Genomic DNA, 24,048 nt, shown 5'->3' on the forward strand with positions numbered 1-24,048 from the left:
AGTCGTCCGCATATATGCAGACAGGCATGATCCATGAAAAAGTCAAAACACCACGACGCACCGGCCCGTTCGGTCCTCGAAGACTCGCCGTCGCACCTCCTGCATCGCGTCCTGCAGATCGCGCTCGACATCTATAATGAAACGGCCGGCGAGAATGCCCTGACTCAGCGCCAGTATGCGGTGCTTCAGGCTCTGGACGGTACGGACGGTTTGAGCCAGACCGACCTGGTCAAGGTGACAGGGATCGACCGTTCGACCCTGGCCGACCTGGTCGCCCGGATGATAACCAAGGACCTGCTGGTCCGTGAACGCTCGGCGACAGATGCCCGCGCCAATCTGGTGCAGTTGGCGCCGGCCGGAAAGACGGCGCTGGACGATATGCAGCCGCGCGTCCTGGCGGCGGACGAAAAGATTCTGAGCCTGCTGTCGCCGCCCAAGCGCGACAGCTTTGTCAAGCTGCTGCGCAAGATTACCAGCGTGCGTGAAGGCGGTGGCGCTGTTGAAACGGTCGCGGCCAAACCGGCGAAGCCCAAGGCTGATAAGGACGACAAGAAGGACGACAAGAAACGGAAGGTCAAGAAGCACAAGGTCAGCGCCAAGAAGCTGAAAAAGCTGCCCATGCCGCCCTTGTCGGAAGGTATATCGGATGCCGCGAAGACCGAAGAACTGGTCCATGCGCCGGTCGTGCCGGAGACCGTCTAGCGACGGATTAAATCACAATATTGAGATAAGAACCCGGACGTTTTAACGCCTGAGCGGGATCAGCCGCCGTCGGTGCTGCCGCGGCGGTGGTAGTGGGCGCCGGGCTGGCGGGCTGAGCCGAACGGGTGGCCTGCGCGATATCGGCGGCCGTGTAGTTGGCTGGAGCTATTTTCGGCTGGGTGATCTGCTGAAAAAAGGCCTTTTGCGCCGTGACGGCGGCGGTGAACCCTCCGGCCTGTGGCGTGGCTTGCGCAGCCGGGCGGGCAGGGGCGGCGGTCTGCGGGTTCAGCATCTGGGCCAGCGAAGGGCGAATCGGCGTTGTCATGCCGATATTTGAGCAAATTCAGGTATGTAAATGGTTAATGCCGATTAAGTTTCCCGGCTTCCCCACAACTTTTACCGGCCATCCGTCCGTAAAAGACAAACGGCCCTCCTTGGGGGGCAAGGAGGGCCGCGCATGCCGCCGGTTTCGAGGGGGGGGATGATCCCGGCGACGAACTTGTCAGCTATTGTATGATGGCATCAATCTGATGACGACTCATTGGCTACGATAGCAGTGAACTCTTAACTAATACTTTACGCGGAAAATGGAAGGGGTCAGCGAAATTTTTTTGCATAGCAATGTAACATTTCGTTGATCATCTTTGCACTGTCCGTGATCAGACGAACAGTTTCGCCCACCGCGGCTTTTCACGGCCCTGCCAGGCGCCGCGATGATAGGCGTCCGAGCCGATCAGCGGCACGACCGTGGTGGCTTCGGCGAAGACCATCTGTTCGTAGGTGGTCGAGACCTTGCCCCACGATGCGGCTTCCTTGAGCGTCGACGACGAACAGGCGCCGTCACGCACGTCGGCAACGGTGATCTGGACGGCGTACTTGTGCACTTCAGCGTCGACGCCGAGGATTTCGGCACAGACCACAGTGTCCTGGGCAAAGTTCTTGGGCACGCCGCCGCCGACCATGAACAGGCCGGTGGTGCCGGCAGCGATCTTGATGTCGGTCAGTTCGCGGAAATCGGCGACAGCATCGATCATCATGTAGGGCTGCTTGGCCGCCATGCGTTCCTTCTGGTGCTTGACCAGGCCGAAGCCGGCGGAGCTGTCGACAAAGGCCGGACAGAAGATCGGCACGCCTTCTTCGTAGGCGGTCTGGATCAGCGAGCCTTCCTTCTTGGCATTGCCTTCCGCCAGCCACTTGCCCATCTCATGGATGAACTCGCGCGAGGAATAGCCGCGCGGGTCGAGGCGGTTGGCGATTTCGAGGATCGTATGGTCGCAGGCCTGCAGTTCTTCTTCGTCGATATAGGTGTCGTAGATGCGGTCGATATAGTTCTCACGCAGGACATTGTCGTCGACGGGACCGGCGGCTTGATAGTGCTTGTAACCAAGCGCCTCGAAGAAATCCATGTCGACGATCGAAGCGCCGGTGGCGATGATGGCGTCGATCATGCCGAACTTCACCATGTCGCGATAGACGTGCATGCAGCCGCCGGCCGAGGTCGAACCGGCCAGGATCAGCCAGGTCGAGCAACCCTTGTCGGCGAGAGCCATGTTGAAGATGTCGGCAGCGCGTGCCGTGTCGCGCGACGAGAACGACATCTTGCGCATCGAGTCGATGATCGGGCGCGCGTCATAGGAGGTGATGTCGACGTGCTCGACGGTTTCCGCGAGCAACTGCGCTTTCATATTGGAAGCGGGGATATTGGAGTGGGGGGTATCAGCGTTCATCTCTTGATCCTTTGGTAGAGAGGAGAAGGTGGACGCCCGTCATTGGCCCTTGATCCCCCAGACGGTGCGATGGGGAGGGAAGCTTTTGCGCGGTCGCTATAGCGGATAGGGGGGCGGCTGGCAATGCCCAATTGCCGCTATGCAGCAAAAGCCGTGCTGTGCGGGTAGCCACGCCTTAGTCACAAAATCGCCAAGGTCTTCCAATATACGTACGCGTATTATTGAGCGCATTTTGGACGAACGCGCCTTATTTATGGATAATTTAGAAAACTGTTTGTAGAAATGAATTAGTTTGATCGCTGATATATTTTATTTTGTGGATTGTTTGCTTGAGTAAATCGTTTTTTTCGTATTTCGGATATCGGTGTTCATTAGCGGATATCGCTTCTCTTTAAGGGTATAACCTTTTGATTTACTTCCGTATCCGCTCGTTTGACTGGGATGATTCCCTGTGCCGAGTGATTAACGGTGGTTGGGAATAGAGGTATGGAAAGCAATACGCTGGATTCCGTTGAAACCTGGCAGTGTGTCGGAGACAGCTTCGACAAGTTTCAGACGATCATCTGCAGCTTTTTCGACTGGAACTGCCAACGCGGTGATGTGGGCGAAAGCCATGGGCCTGACTTCAATTGGCAAATGAACCTGGGCGTCCTGAAATCCCAGGACAGCCGAGGCGCCACGCGCGTTTTGATGGCACGCCTGATGTCGTCGCACGGATTCCTGCAGGTCCAGGCGGGGGTAACCAGCGACGTCGTCATCATCATGCCGGTAAAAGGAACCTTGCGGCTGGAGCGTGACGGACATACCCAGGCCATCGCGCCGGGCGCCGCCACCATCTATCAACCACACAGCCCGACCCGCATCTATCACCAGGCTGACGGCCAGGCCTGCGAGGCCTATATCGTCAAGCTGAACTTCGATTGGGTGCAGCGGTTCCTCTACGAGATTCTGCAATTGCCCGTCGAACCGGATTTGCATCTGGGGCCGGTCGTCGACATGACGGCGCCGAAGGTCAAGGCTTTGGCGCGTTTGATCTCAACCCTGTGTTCTGACGCCTTCACCTTCCAGAGCCGCCATCTGTCTACCTCGCTCCAGCAGCGTCTGGCCGAGGCCTTCGGTCATCTGTTGCTCGAAAGTATCCCGCACCGCTACAGCGAGCGCATGCGTGCGCCCAAGGCCGGGCCGGTGCCCAACTATCTGCGACTGGCGCGCGACTTCATGCACCGTGAGGCGCGCAAGAACCCGACGATGGTGGAGGTGGCCAAGGCGGCCAATATCAGCGTGCGGACGCTGGAGACCAGCTTTCGCAGCCATCTCGACGTGACACCCCATACCTATCTGCGCACGATACGTTTGCAGATGGCGCATCAGGCGCTGAAGGATGCGCGCGAAAGCCGGCCGATCGCCGATATCGCCAACGACCATGGCTTTCCGCACGCCGGCCGGTTCGCGCAATACTATGCCAACCTGTTCGGCGAGGCGCCGTCGGATACACGGCGCAAGGGGCCGGCGAAGTAGGTTTGTTCGAACGTGTTGGGCGGGCGCAAATCAGCGAGTGAGCGTCTTCCACAGTGGAATTTTTCAACGCGGAAAGCGCCGAAAAAGCGGACAAGACGCGGAAATCTCGGGTGCAATCGCTCCCGCGCGACGCGCCTTCTTTTCATGAGCGTTGACACAGGTGTGGCATGAAGGCCCTTCGGGCAAGAAGACCACTCTTCTTTTTTCTGCGCCTGTCCGCTTTTTCGGCGCTTTCCGCGTTGAAAATTACTGTAAATTCAGAATTTTATTGAGATGTGTAGCCGAACGCCGACAGGCTGCCACTACCTACGCCTTGGCCTTGACCCGCTTCTTGCCACGTTTACCGCCCTTGGGACGGTTCAGGCGCACGACCTTGTTGTCTTCGACGTCCATAATCGAACGCGGATTGGTCAGGCTGCGCGGTCCGAGGCCGAACAGGGATGCCATCGGTGCGTCATCGAGGAAGACGGTTTCCGTCTCGCCATAGCCGTTGAAGCGCGTGCCCATGGTGACGCCATAGGCGCCCAGCATGCCAATCTCGACATAGTCGCCCTCATCGACGTCGGCCGGCAGCCAGAACGGTCCGGGCATCGAATCGATGGAGTCGCAGGTCGGGCCGTAGAAGCGGAACGGCTTCGGCGTGTCGCTCTCGGCCTCGTCCTGGCGATGCAGACGGACCGGGAAGGGCCACTTGGCGTGGGTGGCGTCGAACAGGTTGCCGTAGGAGCCATCATTCAGATAGAGCGCGTCGCCCTTGCGCAGTTCGACCTTGGTCAGGACCGAGGTCGACTCGGCGACCAGGGCGCGGCCGGGCTCAGCCCACAGCTGGGTTTCTTCGTGGACCTTCATTTCGTCGAAGGCGCGGTTGATGACGTCCATATATTCCGACAGGGCCGGTGGCACCATGCCGGGATAGACCGACGGGAAACCGCCGCCGACATCGACAACGTCGGCAAAGACGCCGGCACGGACCAGGGCGCGCGAGGCGGAGGCCATGGCGGCAGCATAGGCCGTCGGACGCATGCATTGCGAACCGACATGGAAGGAAACGCCCATCAGGTCCTGGGTCGCCTGGCGCGCCGCGAGCAGCAATGACGGGGCATCATGCGCCTGGACGCCGAACTTGTTGGTCAGCGGCAGGTTAGAGCCTTCGCCCGAGGTCGCCAGGCGGACGATCAGGTTGAGGTCGCGCGCACCGCCGGTGGCGTCGAGAATCTTGCGCAGCTCTTCATGCGTATCGAGGCTGAAGGTGCGGACACCGAAATCGAAATAGGCGCGGGCGATCGAGACACGGCTCTTGACCGGGTGCATGAAGGCCAGGCGTGCGGCCGGCAGGGTCGAGCGGACGAGTTCGACTTCGTTCAGCGACGCGACATCAAAGGAGCGCACACCAGCCGCCCAAAGGGTTTCCAGCACCCACGGCGACGGGTTGGCCTTGACGGCATAAAAGATATCGCCTTTGAAATTGGCCTGAAACCAGTGCGCGGCAGTGGTGACGGGACGACGGCGCACAAGGGCGACGGGGCGTTCCGGTGGCTGCTCACGGACCAGGTCCAGGGCTGATTGGTAGTGATCCACCAGACAAACCCTTAGAGAAAAGACCATGACGCGCTCTGTGCGACATGACCCAAAATGTTAAACCCAGACCGGCGTTAGCAGCGTTACATAGCCTCATGCCAAAAAGTGTGTGCGTGTATTGGGCACTTTTTGGATAGACATGAGGCGACCAACATGAACTCTAGGGGTCCGCCGGAAGAAGCCGCATATATAGAGAAATAGGCTTCCCTGTAAAGAGGCTTGGCATGTATTAATTTTTGCCCGGTCGAATGGGCGAAGTCTTTATTCTAAATCGCAAATCTGTCGAATTTCCGACCCTGCACAAAAGCCGGATTTTCGGGGCTTGCGAGCGGGTTTTTTGTTCTGCATCGCAACAATATTGCTGTAGGTGGCACTTTCCCCCATTGCCCTGTCATCAAATCGTTAATATGACTGTCTAACGGTTATCGTCCGCGTCTGCGGACATCCAGCATGTGTCCGGAATAGCGACCAAGGGTAGGGTCAAGGGTTAAGTATGACGGCGCCGCTTGTCGAAGTGAAATCCATCAGCAAGACCTATACCCGCAAAGCTTCCGCCGCGGGTGGTTCAGCGACTCACAAGGCGCTGGACGGTGTTTCCTTTATAATGACGCGGCCGGAACGCGTGGCTTTGATCGGCCCCTCCGGTTCAGGCAAGTCGACCCTCCTGCGCTCGATTTCCGGTCTGCACACTATCGACCGCGGCGCCGGCACCGTTTCGGTGCTGGGCCAGCCCGTCCAGGTCAATGGTCGTCTGGCGCCCGATGTCCGCGCCACGCGTACGCGCCTTGGCATGATTGCCCAGCAGTTCAACCTGGTCGGCCGCCTGTCGTTGTTCACCAATGTCGCCCTGGGTTTCCTGGGAAAGATTTCCGGCCTGCGCGGTTTTCTGGGCCTGTGGACGCGCGAAGAAAAAAACACGGTGATGAAGGCGCTCGACCATGTCGGCGTCGCCGCCATGGCCGGTCAACGCGCCAACACGCTTTCGGGTGGCCAGCAGCAGCGTGGCGCTATCGCCCGCGCCATCGTCCAGGGGGCGCAGATCATTCTGGCGGATGAGCCGGTGGCCTCGCTCGATCCGGTGACGGCACGCAAGGTGATGAAGCTGCTGGTCGATCTCAACGAAACCGACGGGGTCGGGGTTGTCGTTACCCTGCACCAGGTCGACTATGCCAAGACCTATTGCGATCGGATCCTGGCGCTGAAGGACGGCAAGGTCGTCTATGACGGCCCGAGCTCCGGCCTGGACGACGAAACACTCAGGGACATTTATGGCGCCGAAATCGAAGACGCCTATTGGGGGGAAACCCATGCATAAGTATATCAGGACCGCTGTCGTGGCATTAGCGACACTTACCTTAGGTGTCGCATCGTGCGAGAAAAAGGCCGCTGCGACGGGGCCCCGCAGTGAAATTACGTTCGCTGTACTGGCGGTCGAGAAATCGCAGAATCTCGACAAGCTGTGGGCGCCGATTATCGCCGACATGGAAAAGCAGACGGGGCTGAAGGTGAAGCCCTTCTACAGTTCGTCCTATACAGCGCTGATCGAGGCGATGCGGTTCGATCAAGTCCAGGCAGCCTGGTTTTCCAACGCGTCCGGTCTCGAGGCGGTGAAGCGCGCCAAGGGCGAGGTGTTTGCCCACACAAGCTATCCTGATGGCCAGGAAGGTTATTACAGCATCGTCATCGCACCCAAGGATTCGAAGCTTAACAATGCCGACGACCTGCTGAAGTGCGACAAGAGCCTCAATTTCGGCATGGGTGACGTCAAGTCGACCTCCGGTACCGTGGCCCCCAAGGCCTATCTGTTCCTGCCGCGCAAGGTCGATCCCAATACATGTTTCAAGAATGTGAAATCGGCCTCGCACGGCGTCAATATCGAAGGTGTGGTGGCCGGCGTGCTGGACGCCGCGACCAACAATTCGACGGCTCTTATGGAGCTGAACGACACGCCAGAGGGCAAGGCCAAGCTGGCGAAGATCAAGATCATCTGGCAATCACCGCTTCTGCCGACCGATGTCGTCGAATATCGTTCCGATCTCGATCCGGCGACCAAGGAAAAGCTGCGCAGCTTCTTCCTGTCCTACGGCGTCGGCACGGGGCCTGAGGCCGAGCAGCAGCGCGCCAATCTGCGCGCCGTGCAATGGGGACCGCTGAAGCCTGACGACAACAACCACTTCCTGCCAGAACGCCTGATGGAAGCCAGTGTCGCGCTTCAGGAGGCCCAGCAGTCCGGCGACAAGGCCGCCGAAGCCAAGGCCCAGGCCGAGATCGATGCGGTCAAGGCCGAACAGGCCAAGCTGGCGGCGACCACGGCGCCGCAGGCGCCAGCCGACGCGCCGGCTTCGCAGTAAGGGTATTTCATGGCTGACGCCGCGAACAAAATGATCGATTTGACGCCGCCGACGACCGGCCTGGCGACACGAATGCTGAACTGGCTTTTGCTGTTGGTTGTGGTCGCCTTGCTGGCGGTCAGTTTTCGCGGCGCCCATATCAACGAACTGCACAAGCTGATCGACAATTCGGCCAATACCGGCGATTACCTCAAAGACTATTTGCAGCCGGATTTCGGAACAGCACAGAATTTCAAGAGCCTGGACGGTTTCTGGACCTCGCATCTGTGGGTTTACATCAAGGGCATGTGGCAGACGATCGAGATCGCCCTATGGGCCACCGTCCTGTCGATTGTCCTGGCCGTGCCGCTCAGCTTTCTGTGCTCGCGCAATATTGCGCCGCCCTGGGTGGTCCAGCCGATGCGCGCCCTGATCGCCCTGTTGCGGGCCTTTCCAGATATTGTGCTGGGTACGGCATTTCTGGTGGCGGTGGGCCTCGGACCCTTGGCCGGTGTGCTGGCCCTGACGGTCAGCAATACCGGCACCCTGGCCAAGCTGTTTTCGGAAGCGGTCGAAAATATCGAATCAGCGCCGGTTGAAGGGGTGCGGGCGACGGGCGGCAATCGGCTGCATGAGATCATCTGGGGCGTGATACCCCAGGTGGCGGCTTTGTGGACGTCGTTTGCCCTGTATCGCTTCGAATCCAATGCCCGTTCGGCGACCGTGCTGGGCCTGATCGGCGCCGGCGGTATCGGCCAGCTGCTGTTCGATAACCTCAACAGCTTCGATTATCGCGCGACCTCGGCGATCGCCGTGGTGATTGTGGTGGCTGTGACCTTGATCGACATCCTGTCGCAGCAGATCCGAAAGCGATTGCTGTAAGCGAGACGGGAAGTCATGGGGTCGCGGACCCCATACCCCATAATCGGTTCAGGATTTGACCTCTTGCAGCGCATAAAAATGGGGCCCGTAGCGGTCCCATTTTTATGCGCTATCAGAAGCCCAAACTCGGACACGTTACGGGGTATGGGGCCTGCGGCCCCATGACTTTACTTCTTCTTACCAACACGCCGGCGCGTCAGATGCCGCAGCCGGTTCCACAGCTTGGTCTTGGCCGGTTCCGGATAAGGTTCGAGATTGCGGATAAATTCTTCGGCACAGGCTTGCCACGAGAACTTCTCCGCGTAGGCGCGGACGGCCTTGCGGTCGAGTTTCAGGGCTTCCTGGATCGCTACGGCCAGGTCGTCATTGATCGCGCCGGCGCCTGAGCCCGGAATGATGTCGATCGGACCATGCGCCGGGAAGGCGGCGACCGGGGTCCCCGTCGCCATGGCTTCGGTGATCACCAGCCCGAAGGTGTCGGTCAGGGACGGAAACACAAAGACGTCGGAATCGCAGTAATGGCGCGCCAGTTCGTCACCGAAGCGCGGGCCGGTAAACACGGCCGCGGGGTATTTGGCCTTGAGCTCGTCGACCTGCGGTCCGCCACCGACAATGACCTTGGTGCCCGGCAAATCCAGCTTAAGAAAGGCCTCTATGTTCTTCTCAACCGCCACACGGCCGACATAGGTCATGATCGGTCGCGCCAGGCCGTCATTGATCGGCGCCAGGCCCGGCCGGAAGGTCTGGGTATCGACGCCGCGCGTCCATGGCGAGATGTTGATGAAGCCGCGCGCTTCAAGATCCTTCTGCAAGGTCGGCGTCGCCACCATGACCCGCCCGGAAGGGCGGTGGAACCAGCGCATGAAGGCATAGCCCCAACTGACCGGGATCGGCAGGCGGGCCGAGACATATTCCGGGAACTTGGTGTGATAGCTGGTGGTGAAGGGCAGTTTCCATTCCTGGCACACGCGCCGCGCCGCCAGGCCGACAAAGCCTTCAGTCGCGATATGAATCGCGTCGGGCTCATAGTCCTGGATGATCTCGCGGACTTCTTCGTAACAGCCCAGGGCCAGCTTGACCTCGGGATAGTCCGGCCACGACACGGTCTTGAACTGATTATATTCGATGACGTGGAACTCGTGACCCAGTTTCTCACATTCTTCCATGGTGCGTCTCAGCGTCGTCACCACCCCATTGACCTGGGGTTCCCACGCGTCGGTAGCCAGCAAGATACGCACGTCGAATGTCCTTAAGGGAATTATCGTTCGCACCTCCATGCCCATTTCGCAGGAACTTGGCAAGGGCGTGCGAATTTTGGCTCTTCCCTGATTTTGCTGCGCACAAAATGCCGACTGTGGTAAAATGCATCCGAATAACACCGGTTACGGCTTGCCTAAGTCGGAAAAAGTCTTATTTTTAAAGCGGGGAGCCAGTATTCAGGCCGCCGAAGGATAACGGCGGTGAAAGTGTTCAATGCGCGATCGTGAAAAGACAGAGCAGGTGCGGGATAAGGCTGTTCGGGGGGATTCACCTCCCGCAGTGGCCAAGGACTCGCCTGCCCGCGATACCCCCAAATCACGTCGCACCCGTATCCAGATCCTGGAAACCGCCATGCGGCTGTTTGCCGAACTGGGCTATTTTCGCGCCGGCAACGCCGCCATCGCCGAGGCCTGCGGCCTGACACGCGGCGCCATGCTATACCATTTTCCAACCCGCGAAGCCCTGGTCGAAGCCGCCGCCTGGCATATCCATGCCGCGCGCGAGGCCGCCTTCGAGGTCGAGGCCAAGAAGCTCAAACCCGATCAGGACGCGCTGGACGGCGCCATCGAAGCCTATTGGCGCCTGCTCAGTTCTGTGCCGTTTGCCGCCTTTCTGGCGCTGGAACGCGCCGGGCGCCAGGATCCGGAAGTCGCCAAAGCCATCACACCGGCCCAGGAAGCCTTCGACAAGGCGGCCATGGGACGTGCGACGCCGGGCTTTATCATGGCCGGCGCCGATGCCCGCTTCCAGGCCAGCCGTGACCTGGCCCGTTTCGCCCTGGACGGCATGCATCGCGCCGCCTTGACCTATGACAACGACGCGCGAATCGAAAACCTGCTGACCGTGATCAAACGCGCCGTCCATATGCTTAACCGCAAGGGCGACGTGACCGAGTTGTGGACGGAATAGGTTAAGGGTAACCGACGCGATCGGGCGACGCAGATACGCCCTGACAATCCTCTTCAAGAAAATCCATGCGCCATCTTCTCCGCTCTAAAATCCATAACGCCTATGTCACCGAGGCCAACCTGGCCTATATCGGATCGATCACCATCGACCACACCCTGATGGAGGCCGTCGGTCTGTGGGAAGGCGAACGCGTCATGGTTGTTTCCAACACCTCCGGCGCGCGGCTCGAAACCTACGTCATCAAGGGCGACCCTGATTCGGGAATCATCGCCATCAACGGCGCCGCCGCGCACCTGATCAAAACCGGCGAGCAGGTCATCATCATGGGATTCGAGCTGACCGACGCCCCGATTATCCCCAGTGTCGTGCTGGTTGACAGCAATAATCGACTTGACCGCTACCTGTCGGAAACGCAGGCGCAAACCGTGTCATGATTCTTTCACAGAAATCGTGATCGACGGGAATTTTCATTAACCTTTGGCAAGCCCTTGTGCCTCTTGAAAAAAGCCAGAATTTAAGACCTCATTAACGAAAAAGTTCGCCCAAACAGCGTCTTGGCCGCTTGACGGATTCACCAACTTAATCCCCATATATCGACATGTTGGGCGGCTTAGACACTAGATGTAGTTGTTAATGCGCTTTAACCGTTCGCCATACCGGCGAATATCTGGACGGGTTTTACAAGGGTTTTTGCGACTATGTCATCGAGTGAAGCAGTTAAGCGTGAAGTGTCGGTCCCGTTCAAGGCGAATATGGTGGTGCGCCCCAAGGCACGCCCTGCGTTCAAGCTGCATAAGCATGTAGTCACCGATCCCTCGCGCGACGCCCTCCTGACCGATTTCGGCAAGACGACCCTCGACGACCGCTACCTGATGCCCGGCGAATCCTACCAGGACATGTTTGCCCGCGTCGCCACCACCTATGCCGATGATTCGGAACACGCCCAACGCATCTACGACTATATCTCGCGCCTGTGGTTCATGCCGGCGACCCCGGTCCTGTCGAACGGCGGCGCGTCGCGCGGCCTGCCGATCTCGTGCTTCCTCAATGCCGTCCCCGACAGCCTGGAAGGCATTGTCGGCACATGGAACGAAAACGTCGCCCTGGCCTCGAACGGCGGCGGCATCGGTACCTATTGGGGCCGTGTTCGCTCGATCGGTGAAAAGGTCAAGGGCGCCGGCCAGACTTCCGGCATCATCCCCTTCATCCGCGTTATGGATTCGCTGACCCTGGCCATTTCGCAAGGCTCCCTGCGCCGCGGTTCGGCCGCCGTCTATATCGATTGCTTCCACCCCGAGATCGAAGAGTTCCTCGAAATCCGCAAGCCGTCGGGCGACTTCAATCGCAAGTCCCTGAACCTGCACCACGGAATCGGTATCACCGACGAATTCATGGAAGCCGTCCGCGACGGCACGCCGTTCGGCCTGCGCTCGCCGAAGAACGACGAGGTCGTCCGCTTTATCGATGCGCGTTCGCTGTGGCAGAAGATCCTCGAAATCCGACTGCAAACCGGCGAGCCCTACCTTATCTTCAACGACACCATCAACCGCGCCATGCCGCAGCATCAGCGCGAACTGGGCTTGAAGGTCACGCAGTCGAACCTGTGCTCGGAAATCATGCTGCACACCGGCCCCGACCATCGCGGCAAGGATCGCACCGCCGTCTGCTGCCTGTCGTCGGTCAATGCTGAAACCTTCCTGGAATGGCGCGACCAGCCGGGCTTTGTCGAAGACGTCATGCGCTTCCTCGACAATGTCCTCGAAGACTTCATCCAGTGCGCGCCGTCGTCGATGGACGCCGCCGTCTATTCGGCGATCTGCGAACGCTCGGTCGGCCTGGGCCTGATGGGTTTCCACTCCTTCCTGCAGCGCCAGAACGTCGCCTTCGAATCGGCCATGGCCAAGTCGTGGAACATGCGCCTGTTCAAGCACCTGCGCCGCGAAGCCGACAAGGCGTCGGTCAAGCTGGCCCAGGAACGCGGACCGTGCGCCGATGCCGAAGAGCGTGGCGTCATGGAACGCTTCTCGCACAAGCTGGCCATCGCGCCGACCGCCTCGATCTCGATCATCTGCGGCGGCACCTCGGCCGGCATTGAGCCGATCCCGGCCAATATCTATACCCACAAGACCCTGTCGGGCTCGTTCGCCGTCAAGAATCCGTACCTCGTCGAACTGCTCGAGGAAAAGGGCCTGAACACCTCGGAAGTGTGGGACAAGATCGTCGAGCACGAAGGCTCTGTCCAGCATCTCGACGAACTGTCGGCCGATGAAAAGGACGTGTTCAAGACGGCCTTCGAAATCGACCAGCGCTGGGTGGTTGAGTTGGCCGCCGACCGCACGCCGGAAATCTGCCAGTCGCAATCGCTGAACCTGTTCTTGCCGGGCGATGTCGATAAGTGGGACCTGCACATGCTGCACTGGACGGCGTGGGAGCAGGGCCTGAAATCGCTCTACTATCTGCGTTCCAAGTCGGTCCAGCGCGCCGCCCATGCCGGCAGCGAAGTCAAGGAAGCCGTTGAAAAGATGGCCACCCCGCGCACCGACTATGAGGAATGCCTGGCCTGCCAATAGGGCCGAGTTCGAGCTTCGATATTTCGCTTTACGACCGTTTCATGTTAGGATGGAACGGCCGTAATTCCTTGGACTCAGTCGATGCTCAAAGCCACTGTCGCCTTTAATGATCCCACGCCAGAGGGTGCCGCTTTTCGCTCCCAGCAGGCCATGGTCGACGCTGATATTGCGGGTCTCGCGCGTGATCCAGCGACGGAGAAATTTGTTGACGAAATGAGACGTGAAGGCTTGTCGGTTGAGGAACAGATCGGCCGACTGACCGTGTATTTCCGACAATTCGGTGGCAAATAGGATCGTTAGCCGAGCCGATCCTGTCTCGAATGTTACGACTTTGATCCGGCACAGTATTCCCAAAGTCCTTACTCGCGAATCCGGTTGCTGAATAACCGTCATATCTGTAGATGGGCGCATGGCTGAACGGATTTATCTCTACGACTCGACCTTGCGCGACGGCGCGCAGGCCCAGGGCATCGATTTCTCGGTGGCGGACAAGCAGGCGATTGCCTCAGCACTCGACTCATTCGGCATTGACTATATCGAAGGTGGCTGGCCCGGCGCCAATCCGACCGACGACGCTTTTTTTGCCGCCCCGCCGGCGATGAAATACGCCCGCCTGTCTGCCTTTGGCATGACGCGCCGTTCGGGACGCTCCGCCTCCAACGATCCGGGCTTGCAGGATCTGCTCAACGTCAATACGCCCAGTATCTGCCTGGTCGGCAAGAGCTGGGACTGGCAGGTCGAGACTGCGCTTAAGGTGTCCAAGGCCGAGAACCTGCGCATGATTGCCGACTCCCTGGCCCATGTCGTTGCCAACAAGCGCGAAGCCCATTTTGACGCCGAGCATTTCTTCGATGGCTTCAAGGCCAATCCCGTCTATGCCCTGGAAGTCCTGAAAGCCGCGCATGATGCCGGCGCCGGCTGGCTGATCCTGTGCGACACCAATGGCGGCACCCTGCCGACCGAGGTCAAACGCATTGTCGCCGCGGTCAAAAACGCCCTGCCGGACGTCCATCTCGGAATCCATTGCCACAATGATACCGAACAGGCGGTCGCCAATTCCCTGGCCGCGGTCGAAGAAGGCGTGCGCCAGGTCCAGGGTACGATCAACGGTATCGGCGAACGTTGTGGTAACGCCAATCTGATCGCCATTATCCCGACCCTGATCCTGAAGATGGGTTACGATACAGGCATCACGCCGGAGAAGCTGACGCAAATCGGCCAGTTGTCGCGCCTGGTCGACGACCGTCTCAACCGCACGCCCTTCCGCTACGCCGCCTATGTTGGGTCCAGCGCCTTTGCGCACAAGGGCGGCCTGCACGTCAGCGCCATGACCAAGGACAGCCGATCCTACGAACATATCGACCCGGCCCTGGTCGGCAACAGCCGGCTGGTCCTGGTGTCGGACAAGGCCGGCCGTGCCAATGTCCTGAACCGCCTGCACCAGATGGGCATCGCGGTCGCCGATGACGACGAACATGTCTCCGAACTGGTTCGCGCGGTCAAGGAGCGCGAGGCCCTGGGCTATGCATATGAAGACGCCAGCGCCAGCTTCGAGCTGATGGCGCGCCAGCGTCTGGGTATCCTGCCGCGCTACTACGACCTGCAAAGCTTCCGCACGCTCAACGAAAGCCGCACCGATGCCAAGGGCCGGCACTTCACCCTGTCCGAAGCCACTGTCAAACTGGCGGTGCGCGGTGACGTGATCATGACGGTCGCCGAAGGCAATGGTCCGGTCAATGCCCTGGATGCCGCCCTGCGTAAGGCGCTCTTGCCGCACTATCCGCAGCTCAATGCTATGCACCTCAACGACTACAAGGTGCGCATTCTCACACCTTCCGAAGCCACAGCCGCCTTGACGCGCGTCATGATCGAGAGCCGCGACGACGAAGGTCGGACGTGGAACACCATCGGGGTCAGCCACAATGTCATCGACGCGTCCTACAATGCGCTGTTCGATGCCGTGACCTATCATCTGATGAAGCGCAATGCGCCGGCGGATGCCTCTTGACTTAGGTCCGACAAAGCGGTTGCATTCCGCCTGATGATCTGGCCATTATGGTGAATAGGTCAGACCAATAAGCCGGTAGCAGGCGATCAGGAGGAACCATGACACAGCCCGACGCCGCACGGCGCGAATTCCTGATGGCTGCGGGTCTGGGACCCGCCGCGATGATGGCGGCTATGGCGCCGGCGGCGTCGGCCGCCGAAACCGGCGCCGTTGTGCCGGAAACCCTGCCGGTCCCGATCGAGGAAAAGCCCAAATATCATATCCGCTTTTCGGTCTGCGGCATCAGCCACGACCATATCCACGGCATGATCGCCGCCATCCAGCGCGGTGGTGGCGAACTGGTCTCGGCCTGGGGGCTGGAGCCTGACAAACTGGCGGTTTTCACCAAGCGTTATCCCGACGTGAAGATGGCGGCGACCCAAGATGAGATTATCGGTGATTCTACGATTCAACTGATCCTCAGCTCACACATCGCCAATGAACGCGCCGGCATCGGAGTTCGCGCCATGAAGGCCGGCAAGGACTTCCTGGCCGACAAGCCCGGCATCACCACGCTCGATGACCTGGCTCTGGTTCGCAAGACGATTGCGGAAACCGGCCGCATCTACGGTATTCTGTATTCCGAGCGTCTTGAGGTTCGCGCCGCGGTCCATGCCGGGGAGCTGATCAAGCAGGGCGCCATCGGCAAGGTGATCCAGACCGTCAACCTGGCGCCGCACCAGATCATCCAGGGTGGCGGCGACGCCGGTGGTGGCAGCGGTCGGCCGGAGTGGTTCTGGCACGAAAAGCAGTTCGGCGGCATATTGTGCGACATCGGCTCGCACCAGGTCGACCAGTTCCTCTACTATACCGGTTCGACCCAGGCCGAAATCGTCGCCTCGCAGGTCGCCAATTTGCGCCACCCGGACAAGCCGGAATTCCAGGACTTCGGCGATATGATGCTGCGCGGCGACCAGGGTTTCGGCTATGTTCGCCTCGACTGGTTCACGCCAAAGGGCCTCGGTACCTGGGGCGATGGCCGGCTGTTTATCCTCGGCACCGAAGGCTATATGGAGCTGCGCAAATACACCAATGTCGCCGTCTCGAAACAGGGCAACAACCTGTTCGTCGTCGACGGCAAGAGCGCGCGGTACATCGACTGTTCCAATGGTCCGCTGCCGTTCGGTCCGCAGTTCGTCGCCGATATCGTCAACCGTACCCAAACCGCCCAGGACCAGACTCAGGCCCTGCTGGCCGCTGAGCTATCCATTAAAGCTCAACTGAACGCTAAACGCATTATGGGAGGCTGATATGAAAACGACCAAACGCGATCTGCTGAAGGCTGGCCTGGCGACCGCCGTCGTAGCGGGCTTTCCGGCCATCGTTCCGTCTTCGGTGTTCGGCCAGTATGCACCGTCCAAGCGCATCAATATCGCTGCCATCGGCAATGGCCGCATTTCGCGGGGTCACGATATGCCGGGCGTCATGCAGTACGACCGGGCGCGGCTGATGGCGGTGTGCGATATCGACGCTCACCGTCTCGAGGAAGCCAAACAGCTGGTCAACAGCACCTATGCCGAGAAGACCGGCAAGCCCTATGATGGCGTGACCACCTATTCGAATTACCATGATGTCCTGGCAAACAAGGACATCGACGCGGTCATTGTCTCGACGCCCGATCACTGGCACGCCATCATCGCCACCCACGCCGTCCAGACCGGCAAGGATGTCTATCTGCAGAAGCCGGCGTCCCTGACCATCGCCGAAGGCCGAACCCTCAGCAACGCCGTCCAGGCTTCGGGGCGCATCCTGCAGATCGGCAGCCAGCAGCGGTCGACGGCGCAGTTCCGTTATGCCGCCGAACTGGTGCGCAATGGCCGCATCGGCGACCTGCAACGGGTGGAGATTGGCCTGCCGGGTGATCCGGCGGGTGGCGATCCGACGCCCCAGCCGATTCCGGACGGGCTGAACTACGATATGTGGCTGGGCAGTACGCCCTATGTGCCCTATACGCTGGATCGTGTTCATCCGCGTATCGGCTACGATCGGCCGGGCTGGTTGCGCCTGCGGCAGTTCGGTGCCGGCATGATTACCGGCTGGGGCTCGCACCACGTCGACAGCGCCCACTGGGGCATGAACACCGAATATACCGGTCCGGTCGAGGTATGGGGCGATGCCGAATATCCGACGGCGGGCCTGTGGGACGTCCATGGCAAGTTCAAGACCGAGGCCCTGTATGCCAACGGCGTGCAGATGAGCATTAGTGGCGACTATACCAACGGCATCAAATATTACGGCTCGAACGGATGGATCTTCGTGTCGCGCGGCAATGAGCAGGTGACCAAGTCCGATCCGGTGGCCAAGCTCAACGACGCGACGGCTCTGGCGGCGTCGGACCCGAAGATCATCAAATCGGTCATCGGGCCCGACGAGATTCACCTGTACGAAAGCAAGGAGCAGCACGGCAACTGGCTGGATTGCATCGTCAGCCGCAAGCAGCCGATCTCGCCGGCCGAACTGGGCCATCGCGCCTGTTCGACCTGCCTGGTCCACGATATCGCCATGATGCTGAAGCGCAAGGTCCATTGGGATCCCGTGCACGAGCGTTTCCACGATGACGATGCGGCCAATGCCATGCTGTCGCGGCCGATGCGCGCCCCCTATAGCTTCGCCTGAGGAGCCTGGAATGATCACGAAGCGCGATATTGTCGTGGCGGTGACAGCGGTGACCGTAACGCTTGGAGTCATCGGCGCCACATCCTTTGCCCAGACCCATCCGCCGACGGGCCCTATCCTGGGACCCATGACCTTCGACTGGGACAAGATGGCGGTGGCCAAGACCGATGTCGGCGAGGTGCGCTCGCTATACCGCGGGCCGACGGCGACCCTGGATGAGCTGGAAATGCACATCACGACGCTTAATCCGGGCACGACGTCCCATCCACCGCATCAGCACCTCAATGAAGAGCTGGTGATTATCCGCGAGGGTACAGTCGAGACCCTGTCGGACGGCAAGTGGATCCGGTTGGGACCGGGCTCTGTCATCTTCAATGCGTCGAACAGCCTGCACGGCCTGCGCAATGTCGGGACGACACCGGCGACGTACCATGTGGTGAACTGGAGCCCGAATAAGGCAGGGCAGAAAGAATAAGTCGCGGGGTCGCGGACCCCGCACCCCATAACCCTTGAGGGCGTGGCCTCTTATAAGCGCATAAAAAATGGGACCCAGAGCGGTCCCATTTTTTATGCGCTATAGAAAGATCAAACTCTGATGGTTACGGGGTGTGGGGCCCGAGGCCCCACGACCTTTACTTCTGCGCTTCCTTCTGCGCCGCTTCCGCGCCGCCCTTCTTGTTCGCCGCCTGCAGGTCGATGACCTTCAGCGCCGCCGGTCCCAGAATGACCACGAACAGCACCGGCAGGAAGAAGACGATCATCGGCACGGTCAGCTGGGCGGGCAGGGCCGCTGCCTTCTTTTCGGCCGCCGACAGACGCATCTCGCGATTTTCCTTGGCCATGACGCGCAGCGCGGTGCCCAGCGGCGTGCCGTATTTTTCCGCCTGGATCATAGCCGTACAGACCGACTTGATACCCGGGTGGCCGGTCCGTTTCGATAGGCCCTCATAGGCGTTGCGGCGTTCCGGCAGGTAGGACAGTTCGGCGACCAGCAAAGACAGCTCTTCGGCCAGCTCGATCGACGTTCCGCCGATTTCACCGCTGACCTTTTGCAGCGCGGTTTCGATCGACATACCCGCCTCGACGCAGATCAGCAGCAGGTCCAGCGCGTCCGGAAAGGCCTGGACGATCGACATGCGGCGCTTCGAGGCCTTGTTGGAGATATAGATGTTGGGCGCGTAATAGCCGGCGACGAACGCCCCGACCGAGACCAGGACCTTCATCTGCAGGTGCTGGAAGTGGCCGATATCGACGACAAACACTTCGAACGCCCCGAAAGCGCCCAGGACGAACGGCATCAGCATGCGGAAGAAGTAGAAGGTCGACACCGGCTTGGGGCCACGATAACCGGCCATGGCCAGGTTCTCGACCACCTTGGGGTCTTCCAGCAGTTTTTTCAGGTTGAAGCGCTCGACGATATTGCGCGCCATGCCCTCGTCCTTGTGACGCAGGCCGCCAGACGCGTCCTTGACAATCGTCGCCCGCGACTGGCGGCGCAGTTCGTCGCGGCGCAGCGCCACGGCTTTCATGCGCTTTTCCAGCTGATCGCCCGAGGTCAGGCTCTTGCTCAGGGTGATAATGGTGAAAAACACCAGGGCGGCGACAGCCAGCGCAATCAGGTTGCTGGGCGTCATGATGAAGGCGGCAAAATCGGTCATCTGTGCCTGCCTAAAATTTGAAGTTGATCATCTTGCGCATCATGAAGATGCCCAGCGCCATCCAGAAGGCGCCGCCGGCCAGCATCATCTGGCCGCGCGGATCGACGAACATGCCGCCGATATATTCCGGCCGCGTGATCGAGATCATGATGCCGACGCCCGGCGGCAGGACACCGATGATCGAGGCCGAGGCAATGGCTTCCGACGACAGCGCCTTGATCTTCTCGCGCATCATCTTCCGGGCGCGCAGAACGCTCGACAGGTTGTTCAGCGCTTCGGCGAGGTTACCGCCGGTCTTGGCCTGGATGGCGATAACGATGGTGAAGAAGCGCAGTTCCGGTGACGGTACGCGCTCGCTCATCTTTTCCAGGGCGCCTTCCAGCGACATGCCGACACCGACGTTTTCGACGGCACGCTGGAATTCCGGACCCAGGGGCAGATGGCATTCCTTGGCAATGATCTTCAGCCCGTCATGGACCGGCAGGCCCGACTTGATGCCGCGGACCAGAATGTCCATGGCGTTGGGGAATTCTTCGGTAAACTTTTTCATCCTGCCGCCGGCCATGAAACCCAGGACCCAGCGCGGCAGGCCATACGAGGCCGCGAACGCCGCGCCGGCAGCGACCGCCAGGCGGATCAGCAGGTCCATCTTGCCCAGGACAAGCAATGGAACGAAAAAGGCGACAGCGCCCAGTATGGCGCTGAAAATCCAGAAGCGGGTGACATTGGGCGTCAGGCCGGCGTGCAGCATCCGCGAGCGCAGCGTCAAACGCGCCTTGCGTTCGCGCTTTTCCGCTTCCTTGAGCTGCTCTGTGATCTGCTTGCGGCGTTCTTCGGGGGTCTTGGCCGCCGACTTGGCGTTGCGCTTGGTGCGCATATTGCTGCCGAGCCCGATCGTCTGGGCGCGTTTGGTCAAGGTGGCGGAGGAATTTCCACCGCCGCCGTTGGTAATGACAAAACCAACGCTGGCAATGATCACGAAGCCAAGAACAGCGATAACAAGGGTCATAATCATGGCTGTATACCCTTACTCGGAAGCATCGAGAGCTTCGGCCAATTCGCGCTCAAGGCCGTAATATTTGGCGCGGTCCCAGAAGCGAGGACGGCCGATGCCGGTCGACCGGTGGCGGCCGATGATCTTGCCCTGCTTGTCTTCACCCTCGATTTCGTAAAGGAACAGGTCCTGGGTGACGATGACATCGCCTTCCAGGCCCAGCACCTCGGTGACGTGGGTGATGCGGCGCGAACCGTCGCGCAGGCGGGCGGCCTGGATGATCAGGTCGATGGAGCCGACGATCATTTCCCGGATGGTCCGCGAGGGCAGGCCGTAGCCGCCCATGGTGATCATCGATTCGAGACGCGACACGGCTTCGCGCGGGGAGTTGGCGTGCAGCGTGCCCATGGAACCGTCGTGGCCGGTGTTCATGGCCTGGAGGAGGTCGAACGCCTCCGGGCCCCGGACTTCGCCGACGATGATGCGTTCAGGACGCATCCGCAGACAGTTCTTGACCAGATCGCGCATGCTGATCGTGCCCTGGCCTTCAAGGTTCGGCGGCCGTGTTTCCAGGCGCACCACGTGCGGCTGCTGCAGTTGCAGTTCGGCGGCGTCTTCGCAGGTCACGACGCGTTCGGTCGGATCGATGAAGGCCGTCATGGTGTTGAGCAGGGTCGTCTTGCCGGAACCGGTACCGCCGGAGATCAGGACGTTGCAGCGCGAGGCGCCGATGACGCCCAGGACGCGCGCCCCTTCCGGACTGATGGAGCCGAACTCCACCAGGTTGCGCATGGTCAGCTTGTCTTTTTTGAACTTCCGGATGGTGAGCGTCGGGCCGTCCAGCGCCAAAGGCGGCGCAATGACGTTGACCCGGGAACCGTCGGGGAGACGGGCGTCGCAGATCGGCGAACTTTCGTCGACACGGCGGCCGACCTGGCTGACGATACGCTGACAGATGTTCATCAGCTGCTGATTGTCGCGGAAACGGACATTGGTCAGCTGGACCTTGCCGCCGACTTCGATAAAGACCCGCTGGGCGCCATTGACCATGATGTCGGCGATGTCGTCGCGCGCCAGCAGGGGCTCAAGAGGTCCGTAACCCAGGACGTCGTTGATAATGTCCTGGACCAGGTTGTCCTGTTCAGCGACCGACATCGAGACGTTCTTGATCGCCACCAGTTCGGCGACGATATCGCGGATTTCCTCCGACGCCGCCTTGTGATCCAGCTGGGCGAGCTGGCTCAGGTCGATCGTGTTGAGCAGGGCGTTGAAGATCGCCGTCTTGGTGGCATGGTAATAGTCGGACTGCTCGCGGACGATCTCGGTGACCGCCTGCGCCTTGTGCATCTGATCCAGGCCCTGCTGCAGCTTGGGCTTGGCGGCGGCGCCCGCCTTGGCGTCACCGCCGGCGGCGCGCTTTTCCTGGTTCAGTTCAGGCAGGGGCGCTCCCCCGGCCGAAGCTTCCTTGCGCGGCCGGTTTTCCTGGATCTGGGGACGCGTGGCAATGTCCGAAGCGCTGGTCGCGGCCGGTGGCGGCGCACCGCCGCCGACCTTGCTCAGGGCCTGCGGACGGGCCTCGACGGGCGCAGCCGGTGCCGGCTTCGCCACGACGCGGTTGGTACCGGCATTGCCTGTGGGGGATGCCCCCCCATGTTCGCTCGGACGTTTGCCAAACACTGCGTTTTGCTCACTTCTTGAAGAGGTTGCCGAGGAAGGATGAAGAGGCCTTCTTGGCCTTGACCTCCGGCGCACGGCCGGTGACCGACGCGGTAAGGTGACCCAGGGCCTCGGCTGCCTTGGTGGCCGGTCCGACTTCGGCAATCATCTGGCCGTTGTTGGAAGCCTGGCCGAACAGCTTGGCATCGAACGGAATAAGGGCACAGGGTTCGACGCCCAGGGCGGCCGTGAAGTCCTTGACCGGAATTTCCGGACGGCCCGGCATGTCCATCTGGTTGAGGACCAGACGCGGGGCCGCGTCATTGGGTCGGCTGTGCTTGAGCAGGTCTATGATGTTCTTGGCATTGCGCAGGCTTGCCAGATCGGGCGTGGCGACAATGATCACGTCATCGGCGGCGATCAGGTTCTGGCGCAGCCACGGCGTCCAGACGTGCGGCAGGTCCATGACGATGAAGGGCGCGACCGAACGGATCTTGCGCGTGACCTCGTCATAGGCGTCGGCATCGGCCGTATAGTCCTGGTCCAAAGCGGCCGGCGACGAGAACAACGACAGCCGTTCCGTGCACTTGGTCAGCATGCGGTCCAGCAGAACCGAGTCAACGCGGTCGGGTTCGTTCAGCGCATCGGCCAAGCCGTGCAGCGGGTCCTGGTTGAAATCGAGTCCGGCGGTGCCGAAAGGCAGGTCGTAGTCGACAATGACCGTATTGGCCGACATCGCTTCGGACAGGTTATAGGCGAAGTTGTGGGCGATCGACGATGAACCGGCGCCGCCGCGGGCGCCGACAAAGGCGATGGTCCGCCCGACGAACGGGGTTTCCGGATCGTTGTACAGGCCGGCAATGGTCTTGATCAAAGCCAGCGGCTGGACCGGCGAGACCATGTATTCCGACACGCCCTGGCGGATCAGTTCGCGGTACAGCGAGATGTCATTATGGGCGCCGATAACGACGACCTTGGTGCTGGCGTCGCATACCTCGGCCAACTGGCCCAGCTGGTCCAGCAGGTCGCGGCCGCGCGCCGGGCTTTCGACGAAGATCAGCGACGGAGTCGGTTCGTGGCGATAGGTGTCGATCGCCTCAAAGATACCGCCGCGCTTGACCGTGCACTGGGCGCGGCTCATGCGACGATCGATGGCCGCTGTGTCGCAGGCCTGGACCGAGGCTTCGCTGTCGGCAAAGAAGTGGATGGCGATGCGCGGAATGGCGATGGCGCCGATATCGTCCTGCTGCCCGGCCATGACACCTTGCGCCGTCTGCGGTTCGCGCAGGCCCAGGGTCGACGAGAAGGCCTGGCGCTGAACCGGTGAAGGATTGCGGTCCTGCGGGTTGTAGTCGTCGTCGAACGGGTCGGCGCCGGCTTGCGGGGCATAGCGTTCGGACTCGCCCAGATCAAAGTCGTCCGACGCGTCCAGCTTGGCGCGGTAATCCACGAACTCGTCATCGAGATCGTCGAGATTGTCGAACGGATCGGCGTGGCCGGAAAGTTTCGCCTGGGGCATGGGGTTCGTCTCTCTGAGTCCGTTTATGGCTAAGTCCGTTTTCCTGGGTCCGTCATCCGGCCAGGATCAGGCATAGCCAATT

21 protein-coding genes are annotated in these 24,048 nt (G+C 60.5%); 13 read left to right on the top strand and 8 right to left on the bottom strand.

Annotated elements, in window-relative coordinates:
• Positions 1-33: 33 nt before the first annotated feature.
• Positions 34-702 (top strand): MarR family winged helix-turn-helix transcriptional regulator, encoded by a 669-nt coding sequence (locus AC1DXO_RS05470; protein WP_476977086.1) that lies wholly within the window; start codon positions 34-36, stop codon positions 700-702.
• Between the two features lie 7 nt (positions 703-709).
• On the opposite strand, the gene AC1DXO_RS05475 is transcribed toward AC1DXO_RS05470, so the two are convergent.
• Both AC1DXO_RS05475 and AC1DXO_RS05480 read right to left on the bottom strand, forming a co-directional pair.
• Entirely contained in the window at positions 710-1,027 is a 318-nt protein-coding gene (locus AC1DXO_RS05475) for a hypothetical protein (RefSeq protein ID WP_476977087.1), read from the bottom strand.
• A gap of 334 nt (positions 1,028-1,361) precedes the next feature.
• Positions 1,362-2,429: a 1,9-bis(guanidino)-5-aza-nonane synthase gene (locus AC1DXO_RS05480; protein WP_476977088.1), complete on the bottom strand. Its 1,068-nt coding sequence runs from the start codon at positions 2,427-2,429 to the stop codon at positions 1,362-1,364.
• Positions 2,430-2,915: 486 nt separating this feature from the next.
• On the opposite strand from AC1DXO_RS05480, the gene AC1DXO_RS05485 reads away from it, so the two are divergent.
• Positions 2,916-3,947, top strand: coding sequence for an AraC family transcriptional regulator (locus AC1DXO_RS05485; protein ID WP_476977089.1), 1,032 nt, complete (start codon positions 2,916-2,918; stop codon positions 3,945-3,947).
• Positions 3,948-4,253: 306 nt separating this feature from the next.
• On the opposite strand, the gene AC1DXO_RS05490 is transcribed toward AC1DXO_RS05485, so the two are convergent.
• Positions 4,254-5,525, bottom strand: coding sequence for a type III PLP-dependent enzyme (locus AC1DXO_RS05490; protein ID WP_476977090.1), 1,272 nt, complete (start codon positions 5,523-5,525; stop codon positions 4,254-4,256).
• 493 nt (positions 5,526-6,018) lie between these two features.
• On the opposite strand from AC1DXO_RS05490, the gene AC1DXO_RS05495 reads away from it, so the two are divergent.
• From AC1DXO_RS05495 to phnE, 3 genes are read left to right on the top strand one after another with little or no spacing between them, the layout of a single operon-like run.
• Complete coding sequence (locus tag AC1DXO_RS05495; RefSeq protein ID WP_476977091.1) at positions 6,019-6,840, top strand: phosphonate ABC transporter ATP-binding protein; 822 nt, start codon at positions 6,019-6,021, stop codon at positions 6,838-6,840.
• The gene (gene phnD / locus AC1DXO_RS05500) at positions 6,833-7,876 is read left to right on the top strand and encodes a phosphate/phosphite/phosphonate ABC transporter substrate-binding protein (RefSeq protein WP_476977092.1); all 1,044 of its coding nucleotides are present in this window, start codon (positions 6,833-6,835) and stop codon (positions 7,874-7,876) included. Before AC1DXO_RS05495 ends, phnD begins: the two co-directional genes overlap by 8 nt.
• A 9-nt stretch (positions 7,877-7,885) precedes the next feature.
• Complete coding sequence (gene phnE / locus AC1DXO_RS05505; RefSeq protein WP_476977093.1) at positions 7,886-8,737, top strand: phosphonate ABC transporter, permease protein PhnE; 852 nt, start codon at positions 7,886-7,888, stop codon at positions 8,735-8,737.
• Between the two features lie 167 nt (positions 8,738-8,904).
• Here the strand turns inward: phnE and AC1DXO_RS05510 are convergent, their stop codons facing one another.
• On the bottom strand, positions 8,905-9,975 hold the full coding sequence (locus tag AC1DXO_RS05510; RefSeq protein WP_476977094.1) for a glycosyltransferase family 4 protein: 1,071 nt from the start codon (positions 9,973-9,975) through the stop codon (positions 8,905-8,907).
• 235 nt (positions 9,976-10,210) lie between these two features.
• Between AC1DXO_RS05510 and AC1DXO_RS05515 the strand changes: the two genes are divergently transcribed.
• The 8 genes from AC1DXO_RS05515 (at position 10,211) to AC1DXO_RS05550 (ending at position 18,614) form a co-directional block, all read left to right on the top strand.
• Positions 10,211-10,906 carry a TetR/AcrR family transcriptional regulator gene (locus tag AC1DXO_RS05515; RefSeq protein WP_476977095.1) on the top strand — a complete coding sequence of 232 codons (696 nt, stop codon included), beginning with the start codon at positions 10,211-10,213 and terminating at the stop codon, positions 10,904-10,906.
• Positions 10,907-10,971: 65 nt separating this feature from the next.
• A complete protein-coding gene (gene panD, locus AC1DXO_RS05520) occupies positions 10,972-11,340 on the top strand; it encodes an aspartate 1-decarboxylase (RefSeq protein ID WP_476977096.1) in 369 nt (122 codons plus the stop codon).
• A 318-nt stretch (positions 11,341-11,658) separates the two neighbouring features.
• Complete coding sequence (locus AC1DXO_RS05525) at positions 11,659-13,476, top strand: ribonucleoside-diphosphate reductase subunit alpha (protein ID WP_476977229.1); 1,818 nt, start codon at positions 11,659-11,661, stop codon at positions 13,474-13,476.
• A gap of 81 nt (positions 13,477-13,557) precedes the next feature.
• Positions 13,558-13,767 carry a hypothetical protein gene (locus AC1DXO_RS05530; protein WP_476977097.1) on the top strand — a complete coding sequence of 70 codons (210 nt, stop codon included), beginning with the start codon at positions 13,558-13,560 and terminating at the stop codon, positions 13,765-13,767.
• Between the two features lie 118 nt (positions 13,768-13,885).
• Positions 13,886-15,484, top strand: coding sequence for a citramalate synthase (cimA, locus tag AC1DXO_RS05535; RefSeq protein ID WP_476977098.1), 1,599 nt, complete (start codon positions 13,886-13,888; stop codon positions 15,482-15,484).
• 98 nt (positions 15,485-15,582) lie between these two features.
• On the top strand, positions 15,583-16,773 hold the full coding sequence (locus AC1DXO_RS05540) for a Gfo/Idh/MocA family protein (RefSeq protein ID WP_476977099.1): 1,191 nt from the start codon (positions 15,583-15,585) through the stop codon (positions 16,771-16,773).
• A 1-nt stretch (position 16,774) separates the two neighbouring features.
• Positions 16,775-18,139, top strand: coding sequence for a Gfo/Idh/MocA family oxidoreductase (locus AC1DXO_RS05545; protein WP_476977100.1), 1,365 nt, complete (start codon positions 16,775-16,777; stop codon positions 18,137-18,139).
• 10 nt (positions 18,140-18,149) lie between these two features.
• Positions 18,150-18,614 carry a cupin domain-containing protein gene (locus AC1DXO_RS05550; RefSeq protein WP_476977101.1) on the top strand — a complete coding sequence of 155 codons (465 nt, stop codon included), beginning with the start codon at positions 18,150-18,152 and terminating at the stop codon, positions 18,612-18,614.
• A gap of 157 nt (positions 18,615-18,771) precedes the next feature.
• Here AC1DXO_RS05550 and AC1DXO_RS05555 read toward each other — a convergent pair whose 3' ends face one another.
• The 4 genes from AC1DXO_RS05555 to AC1DXO_RS05570 form a co-directional block, all read right to left on the bottom strand.
• Positions 18,772-19,797, bottom strand: a complete 1,026-nt coding sequence (locus tag AC1DXO_RS05555) for a type II secretion system F family protein (RefSeq protein WP_476977102.1) — start codon at positions 19,795-19,797, stop codon at positions 18,772-18,774.
• 10 nt (positions 19,798-19,807) lie between these two features.
• The gene (locus tag AC1DXO_RS05560; RefSeq protein ID WP_476977103.1) at positions 19,808-20,812 is read right to left on the bottom strand and encodes a type II secretion system F family protein; all 1,005 of its coding nucleotides are present in this window, start codon (positions 20,810-20,812) and stop codon (positions 19,808-19,810) included.
• Positions 20,813-20,824: 12 nt separating this feature from the next.
• The gene (locus AC1DXO_RS05565) at positions 20,825-22,351 is read right to left on the bottom strand and encodes a CpaF family protein (RefSeq protein WP_476977230.1); all 1,527 of its coding nucleotides are present in this window, start codon (positions 22,349-22,351) and stop codon (positions 20,825-20,827) included.
• Between the two features lie 127 nt (positions 22,352-22,478).
• Positions 22,479-23,966, bottom strand: coding sequence for a CpaE/TadZ family protein (locus tag AC1DXO_RS05570; RefSeq protein ID WP_476977104.1), 1,488 nt, complete (start codon positions 23,964-23,966; stop codon positions 22,479-22,481).
• Positions 23,967-24,048: the final 82 nt, after the last annotated feature.

Source organism: Asticcacaulis sp. P2_C5, from assembly GCF_056404555.1.